This window comes from Klebsiella electrica (assembly GCF_006711645.1).
Lineage (GTDB): Bacteria > Pseudomonadota > Gammaproteobacteria > Enterobacterales > Enterobacteriaceae > Klebsiella > Klebsiella electrica.
Genome location: NZ_CP041247.1, coordinates 3,144,589 through 3,164,761, shown reverse-complemented (window position 1 = coordinate 3,164,761; position 20,173 = coordinate 3,144,589). Strand labels below are relative to the sequence as shown.

Here is a 20,173-nt window from a genome sequence, read left to right as displayed (position 1 = left end):
GGAGGGTCTTTTTTCTTCACTCCAGGTTGCTTGCTTAATTTGTCATGGAATACACACACCGGTTGTTAGCCCTTCAGTGGGCGCAACATCTGTTCTGTTATATACTTTCTCATCGACGTTGAGGGTTATTATGTCTACTTTTATTAGCAAATTAAAAATTACACTGGCACTGGTCGCATGCTCCACCAGTTTTTTAGCCGCGGCGCAGGATAAAATAACGGTGGGTGTTGATACGGCATTTGTCCCCTTTGAATTTAAACAAGGTGATAAATACGTAGGCTTTGATATCGACCTGTGGGATGCTATTGCTAAAAAAATGAATATAAGCTACGAGTTACGCCCCATGGATTTTAGTGGGTTAATTCCTGGCTTGCAATCGCGTAATTTAGATGTGGCAATGGCGGGTATTACCATTACCGATGCACGAAAACAGGTTGTCGATTTTAGCGACGGATATTATAACGCTGATTTGTTAATAGCGGTGAAGAAAGGGGATAATAGCATCACCCGCTTCAGCGACCTGGCAGGCAAAAAAGTGGGGCTTAAACAAGGCACCGCCGCCGCGACCTTTATGAAATCGAAATACAACGCTAACTATATTGAATTTCCGAATATCGACAATGCCTATCTCGATCTGCAGGCAGGGAACCTCGACGCCGTGGTACATGACTCGCCGAACGTGCTCTATTACGTGAAGACGGCCGGCGGTGGTAAAGTCAAATCCACCGGGGAAACCGATAGCATTTTGCCACAGCAGTATGGCTTCGCGATGCAGAAAAACAGCAGCCTGACGCCAAAGATCAACGCCGCGCTTGAGGCATTACGCGCAGATGGAACCTACGGCAAAATTTATGTGAAGTGGTTTGACAAACAGCCTAAATAACGTCTTCTGGCCGGAGCAATTCGGCCCATATTCCATCTGAGCCGGTTTTATTATGAATTTTGATAGTCATTATATATGGCAATCCCTGCCGCTGCTGCTGCAGGGATTGCAACTGACATTGATTATTTCGCTGTCAGGTCTGTTGGGTGGATTTATTATTGGTTTGTGCGCCGGAACCTGCCGGGCGTTTGGCGGCCGGATCGCGAAAACGCTGTCGTTAGTGTTTGTTGAGTTAATTCGCGGCACGCCGATCATGGTACAGGTGATGTTTATTTATTTCGCTCTGCCGATGATATTGCCTGTGCGTATCGACCCGGTTACCGCCGCGATTGCGACGATTATGATTAACTCCGGTGCCTATATCGCCGAAATAACGCGTGGCGCAATCTTATCAATCAATAAAGGCTTTAAAGAAGCCAGTCTGGCAATGGGATTATCGCAACGTAGCACCATCTGGCATGTGATTATGCCTCTGGCATTGCGGCGTATGATCCCAGCGCTGGGTAACCAATGGATTATCAGCATTAAAGATACTTCGTTGTTCATTGTTATCGGTGTGGCTGAGTTAACGCGGCAAGGACAGGAAATTATTGCCGGAAACTTTCGCGCCCTGGAAGTGTGGACGGCAGTGGCGTTGATTTATCTGATGGTGACGTTATGCCTGAGTTTTCTGCTGAAGCAACTAGAGAAAAGGATCCACATTTTATGAGCATGGTTGAATTTAGCGCAGTATCTAAAAGCTTCGGCACGACGCCCGTGCTGCATGATATCAATTTGAAAATTGAAGCCGGAGAAGTGGTGGTGATTATCGGGCCATCGGGGTCGGGTAAATCGACGCTGCTGCGCTGTATCAATAAGCTGGAGGAGATTAGCTCTGGCACGCTGCTGGTGGCGGGGATGCATATTACCGATCCGCACGCCAACGAATGCGATATCCGCCGTGAAGCGGGCATGGTGTTCCAGCAGTTCCATCTCTTTCCGCATTTAACCGCGCTGGAGAATGTGATGTTTGGCCCCATTCGGGTGCGTAAACAGAGTAAAGCGGCGGCACGCGAACAGGCGCTGGCGTTGCTGGATCGCGTCGGTCTGAAGGAACGCGCTAACCACTATCCAGCGGAGTTATCCGGCGGCCAACAGCAGCGCGTGGCGATTGCGCGCGCGCTGGCGGTGAAGCCGAAAATGATGCTGTTCGATGAGCCCACTTCCGCGCTTGACCCTGAACTGCGCCATGAAGTGCTAAAGGTCATGCGCTCGCTGGCCGATGAAGGGATGACCATGGTCATTGTCACGCACGAAATTGGCTTTGCGCGTGACGTGGCATCGCGCTTGATCTTTATTGATGGCGGAACCATTGCCGAAGATGGCGCACCTGATATGCTGCTAAACGCGAGCACCAATCCGCGCCTGAAAGAATTCCTGCAACACGTATCCTGAACAGAAGTGGATAATAACCCTATGCAAAAAATAACAATTAGTGGCTCTCCGTTTGCCGTTGGTCAACGTTTGGGCGAGTTCGGCCGCCACGCCTGGCATCAAAAACTGGTACATATTCCGCTGTGGCAAACGGTCATCGCGATGAAAGACAGCGCTCAAACCCAGGCGATGCGAGCCCTGGTTGAAGAGCAGTTTCCGCTGATTTGGCAAGAGCTGGCCGGTATGGCGGCGGGGTTACAGGCGCCGGTTGACGAAGTTTTCGCCTGGAACTGCCGGGGCGATTTAGTGCGATCCACATCCGATGGCTGTACCACGGTAGCGGGGGCGAGCCCCGAGGGGGAGAGCGTTATCGCCCACAACGAAGACGGTTTCCCGCAGTTACGCGACGATTGCGCGTGGGTTAGTATTTCCCCCACCGAGGGGATGGCCTTTTCCAGCTTTGCATACCCAGGTTCGCTTTGCGGTCATACCTTCGCAGTCAATGCCCGGGGGATCGTGAATACCGTAAACAACATTCGCGCGCTGCACCGGCCCGTCGGTATACCGCGGCAAATCCTCGCGCGCGCTGCGCTGAATGCCGGGACGCTGGATGAGGCCATTGCCGTTTTAACCTCAGCGCCGCGTTCAGGCGCGTTCCATCACACCCTGGGACAGTGCGGGGATAGTCGTCTGTTCAGCATTGAAGCGACCGGCTCCGGTTATTCCGTGCGTTTGCTGGATGGCGTATTTGGCCATGCTAACCATTTGATCCACGAATCGCTCGGGGATGTGCAGCAGGTGATCACCGACAGTTCCGCCTCGCGCCAGGCTCGCCTTATCGACGAGTTAACAACGTCATCGCAACTGGATGCCGCTGGCGCCCTGGCAATACTATCCGACAGGCAGGATGCGGAACTGCCGATATACCGTCTATCGCCGCAGGATCCGGATGAGGAGAATACCCTGGCTACGGCCCTGTTTGTGCTGAATGCCCGGCAGGTGGAGTGGCGCATTTTCACCCTGGATCGTCAGCAGGCCATCTTGCAAGGTGTGGTGAATGCATGACCTGCATGAAGTGAATGACGCGAATGCGCCGGGGTGATTCTGGCTCTCCGGCGCAGGCGGAGGGAGTCTGGTGAAGACGGGCAGGTTATTCCCTAACGCAACGGATTCCGCTAACCTGAATGACTCATCGCCTTTATGGGACTTATTAAATGAAATGGCTGACGTTTATTTCTTTAGCGCTATGCCTGCCGATCGTTTCGTATGCTGCCGACGATCGGAACCAACCCGGTAGTATCCTGAATGAGGGAGTGGAAACCTTCTCCATCGCTTGTGCCGGTATGCCGCAGGAGACAACCCTGGATATGGATGCCTGCATGGACGTGCAGCTCAAACAACTCAGTTGGGTTAAAGACAAGTACCTTGCCCGCGCTTTAAATCGCCTCCAGCAGGACAATAAAGATTCTCCGCCACGTCTGCAGGAATTAACCCGCGCGTTGAATGATGAAAGCCAGGCCTGGGATACTCTGATAGACAAAGCCGCCGCCTCAACGAAGGCGGACAGCGCGGGAGGGACGATAAGCGCTGTCAGTATTTCACTGCGACAAATCGGTCTTATAGAGCTACAGATACATGATATCTGGGACCACTGGCTGCGCTTTGAAGACGCAACGCCGCCGCTTCTGCCAGAGCCAAAGTTTAAGTCCGCGTCATAAAGCCGTTCAGCCGGGGTTCCCTTATCTGGAGCGCAAATGTACACCGCACGCAGGGCCGCAATAGCGCCATACAATCGCGGGTTCGGGAGAGAGAAGGCGTATTGAGCGCGGTGTGCCAGAGGCCGACAGGCTGCGCCACAAGGGGGCAGAATGTCGGCCCAGGCTCAGAGGCCATGCGCTCAGACTTTAAGCAGTTTCACCGTGGTATCGATGTCAATCTCATCTTCCGAGAAGATCAATGTCGTCCCCTGAAAAGTGGTGATCGCCAGTTTTTTCAGCGAGCGCATATCACCGGGCTTAACGTCGGATTTCGGCTTGATGCTGCTCATCAGGATCCCCACGGACAGCACCGCATTTTCTTTATCAATGCGGGTATCGGCAGGCACTTCTTCGCTGTAGACCAGGTAGGATTTGATCGACGTGAGCTTCAGACGCTCGCCGGCGATATAGATGTATTTGCTTTCCGGCACCACTTTCACCGCATAAGCTGACAAACCCTTGTTATTGGTGGTGGGTTCGAAGGTCACCGCCGCATCTTTCTTAATCAGATCAGGATTGGCGACCTTAATCACATGAAAATAGCGGTTATCGCCGTTTTCATCTTTGATAAATCCAAAACCTTTATCTTTAAACCAGGTTGTGATCGTTCCGTTCATCGCCATTACCACCTACTTAATCATGTATTAACTCAATTTTTGCAGCGCGCAGTGTAATGCACAATGCCTGCGCAGACCACGCCTTTGGTTTCAGTCTGGACGATAAATTTGGGCTACGCGAGAGAGAATGGCGTGCAGCAGAATAACCACACGCCGGTTTACCCTGGTCAGAGAGCCAGGGAGCTACTCATTGCCCCATTGATTGAGGAACATCGCAATCTCATCGATCCGATCCGGATGAAGACCGGCTTCACGCGCCATTTCGCCCTGGGCCTCTTCGCTGATCTCCTCGTTGTTCATGAGACGCGTGAGCAGCAGCTGAAAATAGCGCGCCAGAGGATCGCGTTCTGATTCACTGACCGGCTTTGCGCATTCCGTCGCGTACTCATCGGCGATGTCATAATATTTTAGCGGTATTTCATTATTCATTCAGTAGCCCCTCAGGTTAATGCCGGCATCATTTGCCGGCGATCATAGCATCCTTATTTCATTTTTTCTGCCACCCGCGCGGCGGCGGTCAGAAAGCGAGAAACGCCCGTGAGCAAGCACGGTCTCTTTGCGTTTTGCCGGGCGCTCTGAGCGTTAACGGGAAGCGTGTCAGGGGAGCGCTTTCTTTTTATTCTCTGCGGATGATAATGTTGCCCGATAACTCGTAACCCGATGCCGTCAATGAAGATATTGCTCGTAAGACATGGTGAAACCGAATGGAATGGCGTTAACCGCCTGCAGGGGCACCTTGATAGCCCGGTGACCGCGCGCGGGCATCGACAAATTGCGGCGCTGATCCGCGCGCTTGATGGCGAGAAGATCGATCGGGTGGTCTCTTCTCCAGCAGGTCGCGCCGTCGCGGCGGCCATGCCGATCGCGGCCCATTTTGCCTGTCCGATCCGCTTTGATTCGCGGCTTATGGAACGGGGGTTGGGGCCATTAGAGGGCACGGTCTACCCACAACTTGATGACGAGAGGCGCAGGCTGTTCGAGACAATCTACTCCGGCGATCCGAATGTGAAACCGCCGCATGGCGAGTCGCTGACCGAGGCCGTCGACAGAACGACAGCGGCGCTGCTTGACGCCGCTGAGGTCGCGGATCGGTGCGTGTGCGTGGTTTCTCATGGTCAGGTGATTCAGGCGGTTGTCTCCAGACTTGACGGCCACGGCCTGGAGAACTTTCCCCGCTATGCGCATCTGAATGGCAGCTACTCGATCCTGGAGCGTGCTGAAGGCCGCTTATCGCTGGTGACATGGGGGATAGCCACCCATCTGCTGGTGCGGGGATAAGCGGCCAGCTTATCCCCTTATGGTCTTAGTCGGTTTTCAGCATGCCGAAACTGACGATTCTGGAGCGACCCTGCTCTTTGGCCCGGTAAAGCGCGGCATCCGCGGCGCGCAGCAGGCTGTCGCTCTGGGTATGCTGCGGGAAACTGGCAATGCCTATCGAGACATCCACCTGGCCAATATCGTTGAGGCCATCGCGCAGGGTCAGGCTGCGGACATTGTCGTAAATCTCCTGGGCGCAGGTCCGGGCCGACTCTTCACTGGCACCGGCAAGCAGCGCCAGAAACTCCTCGCCACCGTAGCGAAAAGCCATCCCTCTGTCATGTACCGCGCGTTGCACAATCGCCGCTACGCTCTTGATCACCAGATCGCCGGCTTCATGACCATACCGATCGTTAATCATTTTGAAGTGATCGATATCGATCATCAGGCAACTCAGCGGCGTATGGTTTTGCACCGCGAGATTGATTTGCGTATTCAGGGCATCATCCAGATGATGACGATTACGCAGCCCGGTGAGCGAATCGAACAGCGCTTTCTCCAGCAACGCGCTGCGCAGACGCTGGTTTGCCAGCGCCAGGCCCAGCGCTTCGGCCATCAGTTCCAGATAGGCGCGAGAAGGGGCGGTGGCGGAGGTGACGTTCCTGAAGGAGAGCAGACCGATCGCTTCCCCTTGCGCAACCAGCGGCACGCAAAGCGATTGGTGAATGCAGGCCTCGGGCAGGTGCGAACAGGCGATGTCTGGCTCACCATTGACCGGCGGATGGCTTAACCCCCGGCGCACGGCCCAGCAGTTGTCAGGATAGAAGACCTCGGGTTCATCCGGCGGCGAGAGCCATTGCGCCACGCAGCGCAACTGCCAGGGGTTGGTTTCGAGAACATACAGGCGTCCGGGAATCGCGGGGGCGATATTCGGAGCGAAGAGTTCGGCGACCTTGATGACATCCTCAAAAGATTCGCAGCCTTGCAGACGCTGGGTCATGCGCGCCAGCAGTTCGCGAATCGCCCAGTCAGCATCCCGCTCTTGCTCAAGACGCTGACGCGCGAGGCCATTTTCGCGGAAAATACGGATCGCCTGGGCCATATCGCCAATCTCATCGATCTGCGTGAAGCGGGGAGCTTCGACGGCATAATCCTGTGAGGCAAGGCGTTGTACCACATCGCTTAAACGGACAACCGGGTACAATACCCGCCGTTGAAGGATAAACCCGAGGACAAACAGGAACATCAGCGCCGTCAGGGCGACCATGATTTCTGATAAGGTACGCCAGGTGTGCGATTTTGCCGTGGCTTGCGCAATGGCGCTGGCGGCCCGGCCTTCCAGCATCAGGCGGAAGTGATCGATCTGCGTCTGTACCCGGTCCAGATCCTGTTCATAAGGCTTGCCGTAGAGCAGGGCGATCGCCTCGTTGTCTGCGCCACGTTCAATACTGGCAAGCGCGGTCTGCTGTTCATCCTGTAGCTCATCCGCTATCTGCAGTCCCTCACGCAGCAACAGCAGCTCCTGGGAGGTCGCTCCCTGATCTTTCAGCTTTTCCAGCCGCTGCTCTATTGTCTTCAGCGAATGGGCCTGCTGGCGGTATTCCTGTAAGAGATCCGGATTTTTGTTAATGACGTAAGCGCGAGCGAGGTCGGATAATTCCCAGCTCTCGGTTTCAACCGATTCAGTTAATTGATCGAAGATCTGCCGCTGCTGTACTGCCCGGCGTTCGGCCGTCTCCGCGCTGGACGCCATCAGCATGGCAATACCGGAAGTGATGGTCAGGCAAACGGTGATCCCGTAGGCCCAGTTGGTCATGGTGGCGATTCTCACCCGAATTTTCCTTGCATGCAGATGAACAAATGAGGTCAGGTCTAATTATAGAACCCGCTTCGGCCCATTTCCGGGCAGAGGGTTAGCGGCGTTTTTTGCAAATAATCGTGCTATGCAGCGTATCGGCATGCTGGCATAACGTACAAAAAACATCTTTATCCAGGGCGCCATTTATAACATCGTTCTCTATCAGCTGTAAGGCATCCTGATAACGCATGGCGACGCGATAGGGGCGATCTTCGGTCAGGGCGGTAAAGATATCGGCAATGGCGATGATCCGGTCAGGCAGCTGCAGATAATCCTGATTCAGATGCAGCGGATAGCCGCTGCCATCGAGTTTTTCATGATGGTTCGCCGCCCAGTTAATGATTTCCCCCAGTTCGCTAAAGGCGCTGAGAATTTCACCGGTCATATAACTATGTTCTCGCACATGACGTAGTTCATCAGGGGTGAGTTCACCCTGCTTTTCCAGGATATCCAGCGGGATATTAATTTTACCAATATCGTGCAAATAACCGGCAATCTCGATTTTTTTACACTCTTCTTCCGGCAGATGCATATAGGTTGCCAGCAGGCAGGATATTTCGCCGACCATAATACTGTGGCTGGCGGTAAAACTGCTGTAGGTATCGACAATTTTGGCGATTAACAAACAAATATCTTTTAGCCCGTCGATATCGATGGACAGCTCGTTTATCGGGCCGATGATTTCCAGCATCCTCTGGATATGTCCGGGGTGAAGATGCAGCCAGAAATGCTCTTTTTGCGCGAGCTGGCAGACGGTGTCACAGAGCATCGGATCGATCGCTTGATGCAAGGTGCGAAAGGTGTCGATGATCATGTCAGGGTAATGATCGGTGGTGATATTTCCGCCAGAGAGCAGACGTTCAAAAGCATCGGCAAAAAAAACGATATGCTCTTCGAGGTTGCCTTTACGCGCCGGGTTAAAATGGTGATGGCGAATAAGAGGCAAAACAGGCGCGAAGGTGGGTAAGCCGTCGAGCATCTCGGCGCCCCGCTGCTGGTGGGGGTCTTCGATATTATCGATGTCATTCAGCGACGTAACGATTCGTTTATCGCCGAGTACGCCAATATCGTGAAGCAGCGCGGCGCAAAATATAGTCTGCTGTTGCGCTCGCGGCAGCTTCAGGGCCAGCGAGAGTTCGAGGGCAATTAACGCCGTGCGCTGCATATGCAACTGAAGTTCCGGGTTGATTATCTGTATAACGCGCGTGGTTAGCATCAATGCTGATTTTAAGGTGAGACGCATCGTTTTTCTCCATCCGCGTGATCGGGATAATATCGGCTCATTCTGGTCATCTGTGTCCAGATAACGCCAGCAGGGGGAAAGAGACGCCAGTACGCAGCGAAATGATCGGTAAGTAAATTCCGGGATAATTTCATTTATAGCAATACTCAAGCCCATAATGCGTGGCGACAAAGGCACATAAAGCGTGAAAAAAGTCTTTAACAGTCGTCAGTTAATCATTTTGCTCATAAAAAGAAAATACATTGTCGTGAGCCGGTTGCGTTATTTCGCCACCGGGATGATAGCTGGCTATTTTGACCATTGGCAAAACGAATTTTAGAACCGGATAGATGATGGAGTGATGAACGCTTGCCGCCGCTAAAGGACGCGCGGTTTCTCGAAAGGCGTTGGCGGCGTGAAACCAGTACAGGGACTCAAGGCGCAAAGCCGCGCGCAAACGCCACCGTCACCGCCCATGCCGGGACGGTGACGGAACAGCAGCAGAAGGTGTTCCGTCACCGCTGCATCATCAGAAGGTCATGGCGCCTTGCAGATACAAGGTACGCGGCTGACCGGCATAAATACCTTTGTTATTATCATCATAGGAGCGGGTGTAGTACGCGTGGTCGAAAATGTTTTTCACGCCGAATGCCAGGTTGAGGTTGGCCATTTGCGGGCCAAAATCATAGGCGACGCGGGCGCCCCACAGCATATAGCCCGGAATGCGGCCGGTGCTGCCGTCAGCGCTCTCTTCCACGGTGTTGGCGTTGTCAGCGAACTGGCTGGACTGAAAATCGCTGTTGAGGTTGAACGTCCAGTTGCCCGGTTTGTAGTCCACTCCGATCGTGCCTTTATGCCTGGGCGAGAAAGGCACCTGGTTGCCGTAGGTGTCGCCTTTCTCACGAATGATGGCGTTGACATAGGCATAGCTGGCATAGACCGACAGGTTGTCCAACTGCGAATTGAGATCGCCAAGGTCGTAACGCGTCCGGGTCTCCAGCCCGCTGTGCCGCGTTTTGCCGCGAGCGGTCACGGTATCGTTGGTCTGGTTGGCGTCGTACTGATTGTTAAAGTTAATCAGGAACAGCCCCATCTCCGCGCTCAGCGCGCCGTTGTCGTAGCGGCTGCCGACTTCCCAGGTACGGGCTTTTTCCGGTTCCACATGGCCGCTTTGCACAGCCTTGCCAATTTGGCTGTACTGTACGGTACCGAACGATCCTTCTGTATTGGCATAAAGATTCCAGCTGTCTGTGAGGTGGTAAAGTACGTTAAGCGCCGGCAGCGGGGCGTTATAGCTCACCTGCTGGCGGGTATCTTTCAGGTTGTTGTCCTGGTAAGACTCAATATGTTCGAAACGCATGCCCGGCGTGACCGTCCAGTTGCCGATATCGATGCGATCGTCGATATACCAGGCGTGAGCCTCGGTCCCTGAGCGGGTATCGCGGTCGTACGGACTGTTGGTGTCGGGTAACTTGCCGCTGACGGTGGGGGTGGTGTAGCGCATCTCGTGCGTGGATTCATTCACGTAGCGATAGCCGACGCCGACTTCGTGAGCGGAGGCGCCGAGCATAAAGCTCTGGCTGTAACGCGGTTCGATGCCGCGAACCCAGTATTCACGCGGGGAAAGGGTTGTACGTTTTCCCTGCTCCAGATAGCCGCTGCGCAATGTCTGAGTATAGAAGCCCTGGATATTGAACTTGCGCTGCGCATCAGGCTGGAACTGGTAGCCGAGGCTGGCGAGCTGACGTCGTCCCCAGAAGCTATCTTTTAAGCGGGTGGACTGCCAGCGATCGGCAGCATAATCGGCGCGGGACAGACCGCCGGGCATATCGGCTTCGCCGTCATAGTACTGCAGCAAACTGTTGAACGTGTGCGTCGCGTTTGGCGCATATTTGCCTTTCAGCATCACGTCATCGATGCGCGTGGCGCTATGTTCACGCCAGTCGCTGCCGCGGGTGCCGGAATAGAGCAGGGCCGCCCCCAGTCCGTTATCGGCGCTACCGCCCAGCATCAGGTTGTGGGTCTCTTTGGGATTGTTCTGCGAGGCGCTCGGGCTGAGCTGTCCTTCCACCCCGCCCGCGATGGCGAAATCCTGCGGGATGGCGCGAGTGACAAAGTTCACGACCCCACCCACGTTTTGCGGCCCGTAACGCACGGCGCCCGCGCCGCGAACGACATCCACCGCCTCCATGTTGCCGAGCGATACCGGCGCCAGCGAGAGCTGAGGCTGACCATAGGGGGCGAAGGGGACCGGGATACCGTCCATCAGCACCGTCGAACGGCTGGCGAGGCGTGGGTTCAGGCCCCGGATACCAAAGTTCATTGCCAGATCGTGGCTGCCGGTACCGGTATTTTCCGGCGCATTGACCCCGGGAATGCGATTCAGGACTTCGCGCATGGTGCTGGCGCCGGTTTTGGCGAAATCGTCGCGGCGGATAACATCGCGGGCGCCGGCGTGTTCAAAAACGTCGTTTTCTCGTGCCTCGCCAAGCCAGTCGCCGACCACCGTCAGCGTTGATTCCGTATCAACCGGCGCCGGTTCCAGCGTCCAGGCATGATTGCCCAGCGATTTCAGCCGCAGGCCGCTGCCGGTGAGCAGCATTTGCAGACCGTCTTCCACCTCATAGCTGCCGCGCAGGCCAGCGCTGTGTTTGCCGCGGGTCAGGCTGGCATCCGCCGAGAGCGTGATCCCGCTACGGGCGGCATATTGGTGCAGAGCGCTGTCCAGATCCCCGGCGGCAATGTCAAACTGCGTGGCGGCATAAGCGGACGCTGCGGTCAGCCCCGCGAGCGGCAGCAGGCTTAAACGGATTGCCATCACCAGAGGCATGGGTTTGCGTAATACGCGTAAAGGCGTCATGTGTTCTCCACGATCGTTTTTGGTTGTCATCACCTGTTAAGTCGAACGAGCAGGTGAAAAGGGACAATCGAGAAGACGAATTTTTTGTTTTTTTCTCAGGCCGCGACAACAGTGACCCAGTAGCGGGTGGCAAACTGCAGTTTTACCGGCAGCGTCTGCGCGATGATGTGCAAAATCGCATCGCTATCGCCCAGCGCAAAGGTGCCGCTCAGGCGTAAACCGGCGACGGCGGGATCGCAGCGTAAGACCCCGGGGCGATAGCGGGACAGGGTAGCGATCACCTCGCGCAGAGGCCGATCGCGGAAGCTGAGAATGCCCTGTGTCCAGCTGGCATCGCTGCTGTTCAGCGGCTGAAGACGGGAGAAGGCATCGCGGGTAAACCACAGGCTCTCGCCCGCGTGGATAATCGTCCGCTGGCCGTCTGGCAGCGCCACCTCCACGGCGTGCTGTTGTACCGCCAGGCGCGTCTCACGGGCCAACTGACGGACGGTAAATTCGGTGCCCAGCGCGGTGAGTAAACCGTCGCGGGTCTGGACGCGAAACGGTCGCCGCTGGCGGTCACGGGCAGTGGTAATGGCAATTTCGCCGTAGCGCAGGCGTATCAGGCGCTGGCGGTCATCAAAACGCACATCGGCGGCGCTGTCGGTATTGAGCGTCAGCAGAGTACCGTCGTTGAGCGTTTGCCGCAGCGGCAGGCCTTTGGCCGTCCGGTAATCGGCGCGCAATCCTTCCGCCAGTTCACTGTTCCACATCTGCCAACTGCCGCCAGCGGCGAGCAGCAGCACGCCTTTGAGCACCTGGCGGCGAGTCAGGCGGCTGTCATTGAGCGTCCGGCTGGCAAGAGGGCCGGGAAGTTGTCCCATCTGCTGGCGCAGGTTTTCGACCTGCTGCCACGCCCATTGGTGATCGCGGTGTTGTTGATACCACTGTTGCCAGCGGGCCTCCTGCTGCGGGTTGGCGCGACCATCGCTTAATACCGCGTACCAGTGCGAGGCGGAACGCAGGGCCTGCCGACGGGATTCGGATAACGCGGAACTCACAGGCCATTCTCGAGGCGAAAGAGCAGGCAGTGCTCGGTTGCCCTGGCGACATATTTTTTCACCGAGCTTACCGAGACCGTCAGACGTTCGGCTATCTCGGCATAGGTCAGCCCCTCCAGCTGCGAAAGTAAAAAGGCCGCGCGGGCTTTCCGGCTCAGACCATCAAGCATGGTATCGACCTGCTGCAGCGTCTCCAGTTGAAGGTGCAGTTGTTCCGGCGAAGGGACCTGGGTTTGCGGGAGGCGGGCAAGCATCTCCAGCCACGCACGTTCCAGCGCATGACGACGAAACCTGTCGATCATCACCCGTTTGGCGATGACGCACAGGAAGGATTTAGGATCGCGGATAGCGCTGAGGGATTCGCTGCCCATGATGCGCAGAAAGGTATCCTGAGTCACATCATCGGCGTCAAAGGCGGATTGCAGCTTAACGGTTAACCAGTGTGTCAGCCAGCCGTGATGGGCTTGATACAGCGAGGCGAGCGTGGGCGGTGCGACGGCGGAAAGCTGAGACATGATCGGCTTCAAAACAGGTTATCAATAGCGACATGTTAATATGAGAATGGTTATCATTACAATTAAAAGGGGCGCAAAAATGCGCAGCGGCAAGACTAATTTCAATAAGTGATTGTTGCGATTATAAAATGTTGTCGATTTTACGCTATCAGGTCTTAGACCTGTTTCACCGACGGGTTAGCGCCGAAGAGTGGGGATAAAAAATGATAATTGTTCGTTATATACGAATAATATGCGATTTATTTGCCGCAAGCGCCAGGCATTCAGCAGATTTATAAAATAAGGTGATTCTTATTTTATATATAGAGAATGAATGAAAAGATACGTTACATGCTATTTATAGATCCTGGTTCTGAAGTATGGAAAATAGTTATATTGACTCGCGTGGATTCTTTAGCAACGTTTATACTTTTACCCCTGCGCCGTCGTCAGCGGGTTGGCCGGTTTGCAAGGTGTCGCCGACCAGTGATGACAGGGGTTGCGCAGCGATATGCGGTGGATGAGTACAAACTGATTTAATTATGTGCAATCAGCAAATCGAAATAATTAGCGAGAAAAGGGTTGCCTCAGTAAATATTTGTCATCAGATCTGCTATTTTATTTTACATTCTGTTACAATTGTGAGGGTATTATGCTTTTTTCTGCTCAGGGATGTTTTTTACTTGCCGGAGTGAATTTAGCCGGATTACTATTGTCACAGTTGCCATACGTACCGCCTAACGACTGATGAATGGACTTCGTTTTTTCCTTAAGCGCTACTCATTTATTGATGTTTACAGGAAAAATCATGTCTTGCGCTTTTAATAAAAGTCTTCTGCACCCTCGCAACTGGGGGACCTGGTTTGGCCTGGCCATCCTCTGGTTAATCGTGCAACTACCCTATCCTCTGTTACACATCATCGGCACCAGCGCAGGGAAGGCGTCACGCCGTTTCCTTAAGCGTCGTGAACATATTGCCCGACGCAATCTCGAACTCTGTTTTCCGGACATGTCGCTGCAAGCGCGGGACAAGATGATTGAGCAGAATTTTATGTCGCTGGGCATGGGGCTTATCGAAACCGGGATGGCCTGGTTCTGGAGCGATGAGCGGGTGAAAAAATGGTTCGCCGTTGAAGGCTTTGAAAATCTGAACAAAGCGTTAGGTGCCGGGCAGGGCGTGATGGTCGTTGGCGTGCACTTTATGTCGCTGGAACTCGGCGGTCGTACCATGGGCCTGTGTCGGCCAATGATGGCGACCTATCGCCCGCATAACAGCCCGCTGATGGAGTGGGTGCAAACCCGCGGACGTCTGCGTTCGAATAAAGCGATGATCGATCGGCGTAATTTATCGGGTCTGGTGCACGCGCTGAAAGCCGGCGAAGCGGTATGGTTCGCCCCGGATCAGGACTACGGCCCGAAAGGCAGCGTGTTTGCGCCGTTCTTCTCCGTCCCTCAGGCGGCGACGACAAACGGTACCTATGTCCTGTCGCGTCTCTCCGGTGCGAAGATGCTGAGCATCAGCATGGTACGTAAGATGGACCGTAAAGGTTACACCTTGCACATCAGCGATGTGCTCAATGACTATCCTGGCGAAGATAAACAGGATGCGGCCAGCTACATCAACCGGGTGATTGAAAAAGAGATTCTGCGCGCGCCGGAGCAATACCTGTGGGTCCATCGGCGCTTTAAAACCCGCCCGCTGGGCGAAGGCTCGCTCTACTAAGCTAACCCGCACCGTAAGCGCTTTCAAAATCGCGGCAGTTGCGTTAACGTGAGCGCGATCGTGTTTTTATGTTGAAAGCGAAGGAGTGCAGCGTGTTCGCTGAGTTTGGTGTGTTGAATTATCTGACCTATCTGGTTGGGGCTATTTTTATCATCCTGGTGCCCGGCCCTAATACCTTTTTTGTACTGAAAACCGGTATCGCGCACGGCGTTAAGAAGGGCTACCTGGCGGCAGCTGGCGTGTTTATCGGTGACGCGGTGCTGATGCTGTTGGCCTTTGCCGGTGTCGCGACCCTGATTAAGACCACGCCGGTGCTGTTTAATATCGTGCGCTATCTGGGGGCGATTTACCTGCTGTGGCTGGGAGGCAAAATGCTCTATTCCGTGCTGACTCATCGGGAAGGGCACGCGGATGCCGGGGCTGAACCGGGAAGCGCAATTCTGAAACGCTCGCTGACGCTGAGCCTGACGAATCCCAAAGCTATTCTTTTCTATGTCTCTTTTTTCGTGCAGTTCATCGACGTCAATGCCAGCACGCCCGGGCTGGCGTTCTTTATCCTTGCGCTGACGCTGGAGGTGATTAGCTTTATGTATATGAGCTTCCTGATCCTGTCCGGTTCGTTCGTGACGCGCTACGTCAAGACCAGAAAGAAACTGGCAAAAATTGGCAACAGTCTGATTGGTCTGGTGTTTGTCGGTTTTGCCGCCCGTCTGGCAACCCTGCAATCGTAAACCGCTGGCCGGTAGTGATCCCGGCCAGATCGCCATATCCTCTGGCTTGTAACAAAAACCTTTCAATTTTTATTGCATTAATGTTACATATACCGCCGATTATCGGTCAGAGAAAAGGGAACCCGGATGCTTGTGCAAAAACTCATCAGCAACAAAAACAGCAAGAAATTTTTCTTGTCGATAGGGATTGTGTTTGTCATCGCGCTCACCGTGGTGGGGCGAGCAACGTTTGGTGGGGTCGTTAGCGAATACAACATGCCGTACTCCGAATGGAGCACATCGATGTTTTTCCTGCAGGGGGCGATGGTGACCGTCTACAGCATCGTGTTCACGCTGCTGTTTTCGATTCCGCTGGGCTTCATCTTTTTAGGTTCTGACCGCCAGGACTAAAGCGACGGGGCGAACGGACGTTCGCCCTGCTTCATTTCTGCTACCAGTCGCGGCCATCATAATTATGATGGTGGTGCCTGTGGTGATAACCGTCGTCAACAATAAATCCCGATAACAGCGTGCATAGCGCAAGAATCAACGGTAACACGATCGGTTTTTCATTTCTCACTTCTCCGTTGTCCACCGTCCGTGGGCAAAGAGCTTGCGGGATCGGCTGATGAAGTGAGTGTATAGCGTTAACTTATTGAGTGGATAGGATAACTCCGCAATAACACGCTGACCGATGATCTCTTGTCGCAAACACTACCACCAGCCGAACTGAACGCCGGCCAGGGCAACGATGGCGATGATAATCATCAGAATGGTGCTTTTTTTCATTACGCGCCGCCCGGAGCCGCGTAGCCGCCGACAAAAAACCAACTGAGAAAAATAACGGCGACGATAAAAATGGCCACCGGGAAAAGAATACCCAATCTCATGATGTTACCCCTGAAGCTAAAAATACGACCTGTCCTGCCACAAAATCATTAAGCCGTTGCCTGCTATGCGAACAGCTTACCGGAAAACCTCGCTATCATACTGGATATCGCCAGCAGATTTTAATCAATATTCAGGAAGGAATTCCGCCGACGGGACTTTTTATCCTGATACATGGCGTCATCCGCAGCACGCAGCGCACTTTCGACATCCTGAACCTGCGGATTGACCTCAGCGACGCCAAAGCTGGCGCCGGGATAGTTAATCCGCTGTTCGCCAACACAGTAAATCCCACGCAGGGCCTCTCGCAGGGTCGCAATAAAGGTCTGTTGCTGCCCCCTGTCCAGCCCGTGGCCGACGACCAAAAACTCATCGCCGCCGAGACGTCCCACCAGGTCTCCCGGGCGAATATGCGCATTCAGGCGTTCGCCGATTTGAATCAAAAAGTGATCACCGCATTGATGACCGAAGCGATCGTTTATCGTTTTAAAATCGTCAAGGTCGATAAAGATCAGCAGAATATTACGCTGCTGTTCGCGCTCGCGGGGAAACATGGCCGACAGATGCTTAAACAGCGCCCGGCGATTGGCTAAACCGGTCAGTTCGTCGGTACAGGAGTGCATTTCCAGCGCCACGTTGGCGGCGCGAAGCCGGGCAACCAGCGTCTCTTTCTCGACGTAGTGAGAAATTAAGTTGGCGAACAGCTCCATGACCTGCGTAGCTTCAAGGTTATAGGGCTGCTTATGGCGGCTGGTTGCACACAGCGTGCCGTACAGCGAGCCATCGGCGAGGCGCACGGGAATGCTGAAGAAGGTGATGATACCAAGCTCCTGAGCGGCAATGCACGACTGCCAGCGGCTGTTGACATCGTTACTAAACCGGCAGTTTTCGTCGATTGCACGCTTACACAGCGACTCATTCCACGGCACCGAAAACCCTTCCGGGATCTGCATTTCGCTGCTGTTATGCGCATACAGAACCTGCTGGCGCTGCGCGGCTAAATCAATACGAGTCAGGTAGGTCGACTCCATTCTGGTCACCAGCTCCAGCATCTCAAGCAGCTGCCTGACTAACATTTCGAGGGAATGTTCAGTGGCGAGCGTTTGCGAGACGCGAGCAAGAATAAAATCTGACATGAATGTACGGCTCCCGATCGGGTGGGGCCGTCCGTCATTTATGCTGGAAAACGGCTACCAACGAAGAGTAAACATAGATACAGGAAATTTAACACATTTGTTAAGGGAATACCTGCGATCGCAGCAGGAAAAAAGCCCCGTCGGGGGCGACGGGGAAAACTCATTGATTATGGAATGATCTGTTCTCTGGTTCGTTCGAGAACAAGCGCTACTCTAAGAAGCAAAAGTGCAGTTAAAATGGAGAAACCATGAAGAATCAGGGCAAATACGTGCTCTGTGCAAAGAAGGAGCAGAAATGAAGTGGATGATAATGATGCTGCCGCTGGCCCTCGCCGGCTGCGTGAAGCAACAGGATGCCCCGCCGCCGCCGCAGTCTATCGGCATGGCCAACCCGGCTTCCGTCTACTGTACTCAGAAAGGCGGTAGCCTGATTCCGGTTCAGACGCCGCAAGGCGTACGTACGGACTGCAAACTTCCCGGCGGAGAGACCGTGGATGAATGGACGCTATGGCGCCGGGACCATCCTGCTAAGCCTTAACCGGCAGGTTTTCCAGCCACTCAGCCAGTACCCGCGCATGGTTTTGCCGGGTATCTTTGGCGGCATACAGCAGGGTTAATGGCTGTTGATGAGCCAGCGTGGCGAGGCGTAATCCTTCGTCATGCCGGGCATTCAGCTCTTCGCGATACTGTTGACTGAAGCTGGCGAAATCGATCGCCTCGCCGTGCAGCGCTTTACGTAGCGCCGAAGAGGGCGAGAGCGATTTGCACCACTCATCGTAGCGCAACGCCTCTTTTTTCATACCGCGCGGCCAGAGCCGGTCAACCAGGACGCGGTAACCGTCGCCGGGCTGTGGCTGGTCATAAACGCGTTTACAGTGAATCATCGCTATTCTCTCTCTGTTGCATCCAGGCGAGGAGCTGGGGAAGCTGTCGCTCGGAAAAAACCGTGATTCCGTGTTCACGCAGCAGCGCTGCCGCCACGCCTGAACCCGGCTTTCGCTGCCCGCTAAACGTCCCGTCGTAAATGAACTGACTGCCGCAGGTTGGGCTGCCGTCGGTTAACAAGGCGGCCTCGCAACCGGCTTCCTGCGCCGCGCGCAGGGCCAGCCAGGCGGCCAGCTGATAGTGCGGAGTGACGTCCTGACCGTCGCTCTCAACGATACGCGCGCGGTCCTGCATAACATCCGTACCCTGGGCGTGAAGGATTTCGGCCGGGAGTCGGGGGACCGGCAGCCCGGCGGCGAGCTCCGGGCAATGAATCACCAGCCGACCGTCGCGCTGCCAGCGCGCCAGTACGTCGGCGAGCCGTGCTTTTTCGCTGCCATTATAGCGAACCTGAAAACCCATCAGACAGGCGCTGACCAAAATTTTGCTTTTCATAGGCGGTCCATTATGATTTCTCTGCGCTATACAATAGCGCCTGCGCGTGGAAATTACCCGCGCGTAAAGCAAGCAGAAAGCGCGAAAGGCTCTGTGTTGCGATGAAAACAGGGGTTGTGTTCCGCGAAGGAGATCGCTAATCTGAGCTTCCTTGTGTTGCCCGAAAATCGCTCTGACATAAGGATCCTGCTATGAACACCCCCCTGCGTATTGCCCTGGTTGGCGACTACAATCCTGACGTGATTGCCCATAAAGCTATCCCCCTCGCTATCGATGACGCTGCCGCCGTGCTGGAACTGCCCGTGCGCTATGACTGGCTGGCAACTCGCGATATTCACCATGCCGACGCGCTGGTGGATTACGATGCTATCTGGGTGGTGCCCGCCAGCCCGTACGAAAATGCCGAGGGCGCGTTTACCGCCATTCGCTACGCGCGCGAAAACAGCGTGCCTTTCCTCGGAACCTGCGGTGGTTTTCAGCACGCAATAATCGAATATGCGCGTAACGTGATGGGCTGGCAGGATGCGGCCCATGCTGAAACCGATAGCGCAGGACGGATGGTGATAGCGCCGCTAAGCTGTTCGCTGGTTGAAAAGTCGGACACTATTGAACTGCGTGCTCATACCCTGATTGCCCGTGCGTATGGTCGCGATACTATCGCAGAGGGCTACCACTGTAACTACGGTATTGCCGACAGCTTTGCCCGTGAACTGGAACAGGGGGAGCTGCGGGTAACCGGGTGGGATGAGGAGGGCGAGATTCGCGCGGTGGAGCTGATCACGCACCCGTTTTTTGTGGCGACCTTGTTCCAGCATGAACGTCATGCCCTGGAAGGGCGTCCTTCACCGCTGGTGCAGGCGTTTTTACATGCCGCGAGTCAATAATCTCACCGCCGGTTAATTTCACAGGATTCAGGTCGCATCGCCGCCATCGCC

Annotated in this window: 24 protein-coding genes; 11 read left to right on the top strand and 13 right to left on the bottom strand. The window is 54.7% G+C overall.

Annotated features, from left to right (window positions below; translation table 11 throughout):
• Positions 1-130 precede the first annotated feature (130 nt).
• The 5 genes from glnH (at position 131) to Electrica_RS15170 (ending at position 4,014) form a co-directional block, all read left to right on the top strand.
• Positions 131-883, top strand: coding sequence for a glutamine ABC transporter substrate-binding protein GlnH (gene glnH, locus Electrica_RS15190; RefSeq protein ID WP_141964875.1), 753 nt, complete (start codon positions 131-133; stop codon positions 881-883).
• A gap of 52 nt (positions 884-935) precedes the next feature.
• The gene (glnP, locus tag Electrica_RS15185; protein ID WP_131049717.1) at positions 936-1,592 is read left to right on the top strand and encodes a glutamine ABC transporter permease GlnP; all 657 of its coding nucleotides are present in this window, start codon (positions 936-938) and stop codon (positions 1,590-1,592) included.
• Positions 1,593-1,594: 2 nt separating this feature from the next.
• Positions 1,595-2,317 (top strand): glutamine ABC transporter ATP-binding protein GlnQ, encoded by a 723-nt coding sequence (glnQ, locus tag Electrica_RS15180; protein ID WP_100684961.1) that lies wholly within the window; start codon positions 1,595-1,597, stop codon positions 2,315-2,317.
• 21 nt (positions 2,318-2,338) lie between these two features.
• A complete protein-coding gene (locus Electrica_RS15175; protein ID WP_141964874.1) occupies positions 2,339-3,361 on the top strand; it encodes a C45 family autoproteolytic acyltransferase/hydolase in 1,023 nt (340 codons plus the stop codon).
• Positions 3,362-3,510: 149 nt separating this feature from the next.
• Complete coding sequence (locus Electrica_RS15170; RefSeq protein ID WP_141964873.1) at positions 3,511-4,014, top strand: lysozyme inhibitor LprI family protein; 504 nt, start codon at positions 3,511-3,513, stop codon at positions 4,012-4,014.
• 179 nt (positions 4,015-4,193) lie between these two features.
• Here the strand turns inward: Electrica_RS15170 and Electrica_RS15165 are convergent, their stop codons facing one another.
• The gene (locus tag Electrica_RS15165; protein WP_131049715.1) at positions 4,194-4,676 is read right to left on the bottom strand and encodes a cold-shock protein; all 483 of its coding nucleotides are present in this window, start codon (positions 4,674-4,676) and stop codon (positions 4,194-4,196) included.
• A 177-nt stretch (positions 4,677-4,853) separates the two neighbouring features.
• Positions 4,854-5,099 carry a YmjA family protein gene (locus Electrica_RS15160; RefSeq protein WP_100684921.1) on the bottom strand — a complete coding sequence of 82 codons (246 nt, stop codon included), beginning with the start codon at positions 5,097-5,099 and terminating at the stop codon, positions 4,854-4,856.
• Positions 5,100-5,339: 240 nt separating this feature from the next.
• Between Electrica_RS15160 and Electrica_RS15155 the strand changes: the two genes are divergently transcribed.
• A complete protein-coding gene (locus Electrica_RS15155) occupies positions 5,340-5,948 on the top strand; it encodes a histidine phosphatase family protein (RefSeq protein WP_224742486.1) in 609 nt (202 codons plus the stop codon).
• Positions 5,949-5,973: 25 nt separating this feature from the next.
• Here the strand turns inward: Electrica_RS15155 and Electrica_RS15150 are convergent, their stop codons facing one another.
• From Electrica_RS15150 to fecI, 6 genes are all read right to left on the bottom strand, one after another.
• Positions 5,974-7,758 (bottom strand): diguanylate cyclase, encoded by a 1,785-nt coding sequence (locus Electrica_RS15150; RefSeq protein WP_141964872.1) that lies wholly within the window; start codon positions 7,756-7,758, stop codon positions 5,974-5,976.
• Positions 7,759-7,840: 82 nt separating this feature from the next.
• The gene (locus Electrica_RS15145) at positions 7,841-9,028 is read right to left on the bottom strand and encodes an HD-GYP domain-containing protein (RefSeq protein WP_141964871.1); all 1,188 of its coding nucleotides are present in this window, start codon (positions 9,026-9,028) and stop codon (positions 7,841-7,843) included.
• Positions 9,029-9,239: 211 nt separating this feature from the next.
• Positions 9,240-9,464 carry a hypothetical protein gene (locus tag Electrica_RS15140; protein WP_141964870.1) on the bottom strand — a complete coding sequence of 75 codons (225 nt, stop codon included), beginning with the start codon at positions 9,462-9,464 and terminating at the stop codon, positions 9,240-9,242.
• Between the two features lie 72 nt (positions 9,465-9,536).
• On the bottom strand, positions 9,537-11,867 hold the full coding sequence (gene fecA, locus Electrica_RS15135; protein WP_141964869.1) for a TonB-dependent Fe(3+) dicitrate receptor FecA: 2,331 nt from the start codon (positions 11,865-11,867) through the stop codon (positions 9,537-9,539).
• A 95-nt stretch (positions 11,868-11,962) separates the two neighbouring features.
• The gene (gene fecR, locus Electrica_RS15130; protein ID WP_141964868.1) at positions 11,963-12,907 is read right to left on the bottom strand and encodes a ferric citrate uptake sigma factor regulator FecR; all 945 of its coding nucleotides are present in this window, start codon (positions 12,905-12,907) and stop codon (positions 11,963-11,965) included.
• Positions 12,904-13,422, bottom strand: coding sequence for a ferric citrate uptake sigma factor FecI (fecI, locus tag Electrica_RS15125; RefSeq protein WP_141964867.1), 519 nt, complete (start codon positions 13,420-13,422; stop codon positions 12,904-12,906). Before fecI ends, fecR begins: the two co-directional genes overlap by 4 nt.
• A 787-nt stretch (positions 13,423-14,209) precedes the next feature.
• Here fecI and lpxP point away from each other — a divergent pair.
• From lpxP to Electrica_RS15110, 3 genes are all read left to right on the top strand, one after another.
• Positions 14,210-15,124: a kdo(2)-lipid IV(A) palmitoleoyltransferase gene (lpxP, locus tag Electrica_RS15120; protein WP_100684927.1), complete on the top strand. Its 915-nt coding sequence runs from the start codon at positions 14,210-14,212 to the stop codon at positions 15,122-15,124.
• Positions 15,125-15,216: 92 nt separating this feature from the next.
• On the top strand, positions 15,217-15,855 hold the full coding sequence (gene leuE / locus Electrica_RS15115) for a leucine efflux protein LeuE (RefSeq protein ID WP_131049708.1): 639 nt from the start codon (positions 15,217-15,219) through the stop codon (positions 15,853-15,855).
• A 126-nt stretch (positions 15,856-15,981) separates the two neighbouring features.
• A complete protein-coding gene (locus tag Electrica_RS15110) occupies positions 15,982-16,245 on the top strand; it encodes a DUF2534 family protein (protein ID WP_100684929.1) in 264 nt (87 codons plus the stop codon).
• A gap of 40 nt (positions 16,246-16,285) precedes the next feature.
• Here Electrica_RS15110 and Electrica_RS15105 read toward each other — a convergent pair whose 3' ends face one another.
• The 3 genes from Electrica_RS15105 to Electrica_RS15095 all read right to left on the bottom strand — a co-directional run bounded on the left by Electrica_RS15105 (position 16,286) and on the right by Electrica_RS15095 (position 17,858).
• On the bottom strand, positions 16,286-16,414 hold the full coding sequence (locus Electrica_RS15105) for a hypothetical protein (RefSeq protein WP_141964866.1): 129 nt from the start codon (positions 16,412-16,414) through the stop codon (positions 16,286-16,288).
• 208 nt (positions 16,415-16,622) lie between these two features.
• Positions 16,623-16,724 carry a YoaK family small membrane protein gene (locus tag Electrica_RS15100; RefSeq protein WP_100684931.1) on the bottom strand — a complete coding sequence of 34 codons (102 nt, stop codon included), beginning with the start codon at positions 16,722-16,724 and terminating at the stop codon, positions 16,623-16,625.
• 120 nt (positions 16,725-16,844) lie between these two features.
• Positions 16,845-17,858, bottom strand: a complete 1,014-nt coding sequence (locus tag Electrica_RS15095) for a sensor domain-containing diguanylate cyclase (RefSeq protein ID WP_141964865.1) — start codon at positions 17,856-17,858, stop codon at positions 16,845-16,847.
• A 295-nt stretch (positions 17,859-18,153) separates the two neighbouring features.
• Between Electrica_RS15095 and Electrica_RS15090 the strand changes: the two genes are divergently transcribed.
• A complete protein-coding gene (locus Electrica_RS15090) occupies positions 18,154-18,396 on the top strand; it encodes a putative hemolysin (RefSeq protein ID WP_100684933.1) in 243 nt (80 codons plus the stop codon).
• Here Electrica_RS15090 and Electrica_RS15085 read toward each other — a convergent pair.
• Together Electrica_RS15085 and Electrica_RS15080 are read right to left on the bottom strand one after the other, a co-directional pair.
• Positions 18,386-18,742 (bottom strand): DUF488 domain-containing protein, encoded by a 357-nt coding sequence (locus Electrica_RS15085; protein WP_141964864.1) that lies wholly within the window; start codon positions 18,740-18,742, stop codon positions 18,386-18,388. The genes Electrica_RS15090 and Electrica_RS15085 overlap by 11 nt on opposite strands.
• On the bottom strand, positions 18,729-19,238 hold the full coding sequence (locus Electrica_RS15080; protein WP_141964863.1) for a DUF523 domain-containing protein: 510 nt from the start codon (positions 19,236-19,238) through the stop codon (positions 18,729-18,731). Before Electrica_RS15080 ends, Electrica_RS15085 begins: the two co-directional genes overlap by 14 nt.
• 191 nt (positions 19,239-19,429) lie before the next feature.
• Between Electrica_RS15080 and Electrica_RS15075 the strand changes: the two genes are divergently transcribed.
• The gene (locus Electrica_RS15075; RefSeq protein WP_141964862.1) at positions 19,430-20,122 is read left to right on the top strand and encodes a CTP synthase C-terminal region-related (seleno)protein; all 693 of its coding nucleotides are present in this window, start codon (positions 19,430-19,432) and stop codon (positions 20,120-20,122) included.
• The last annotated feature ends 51 nt before the right edge of the window (positions 20,123-20,173 follow it).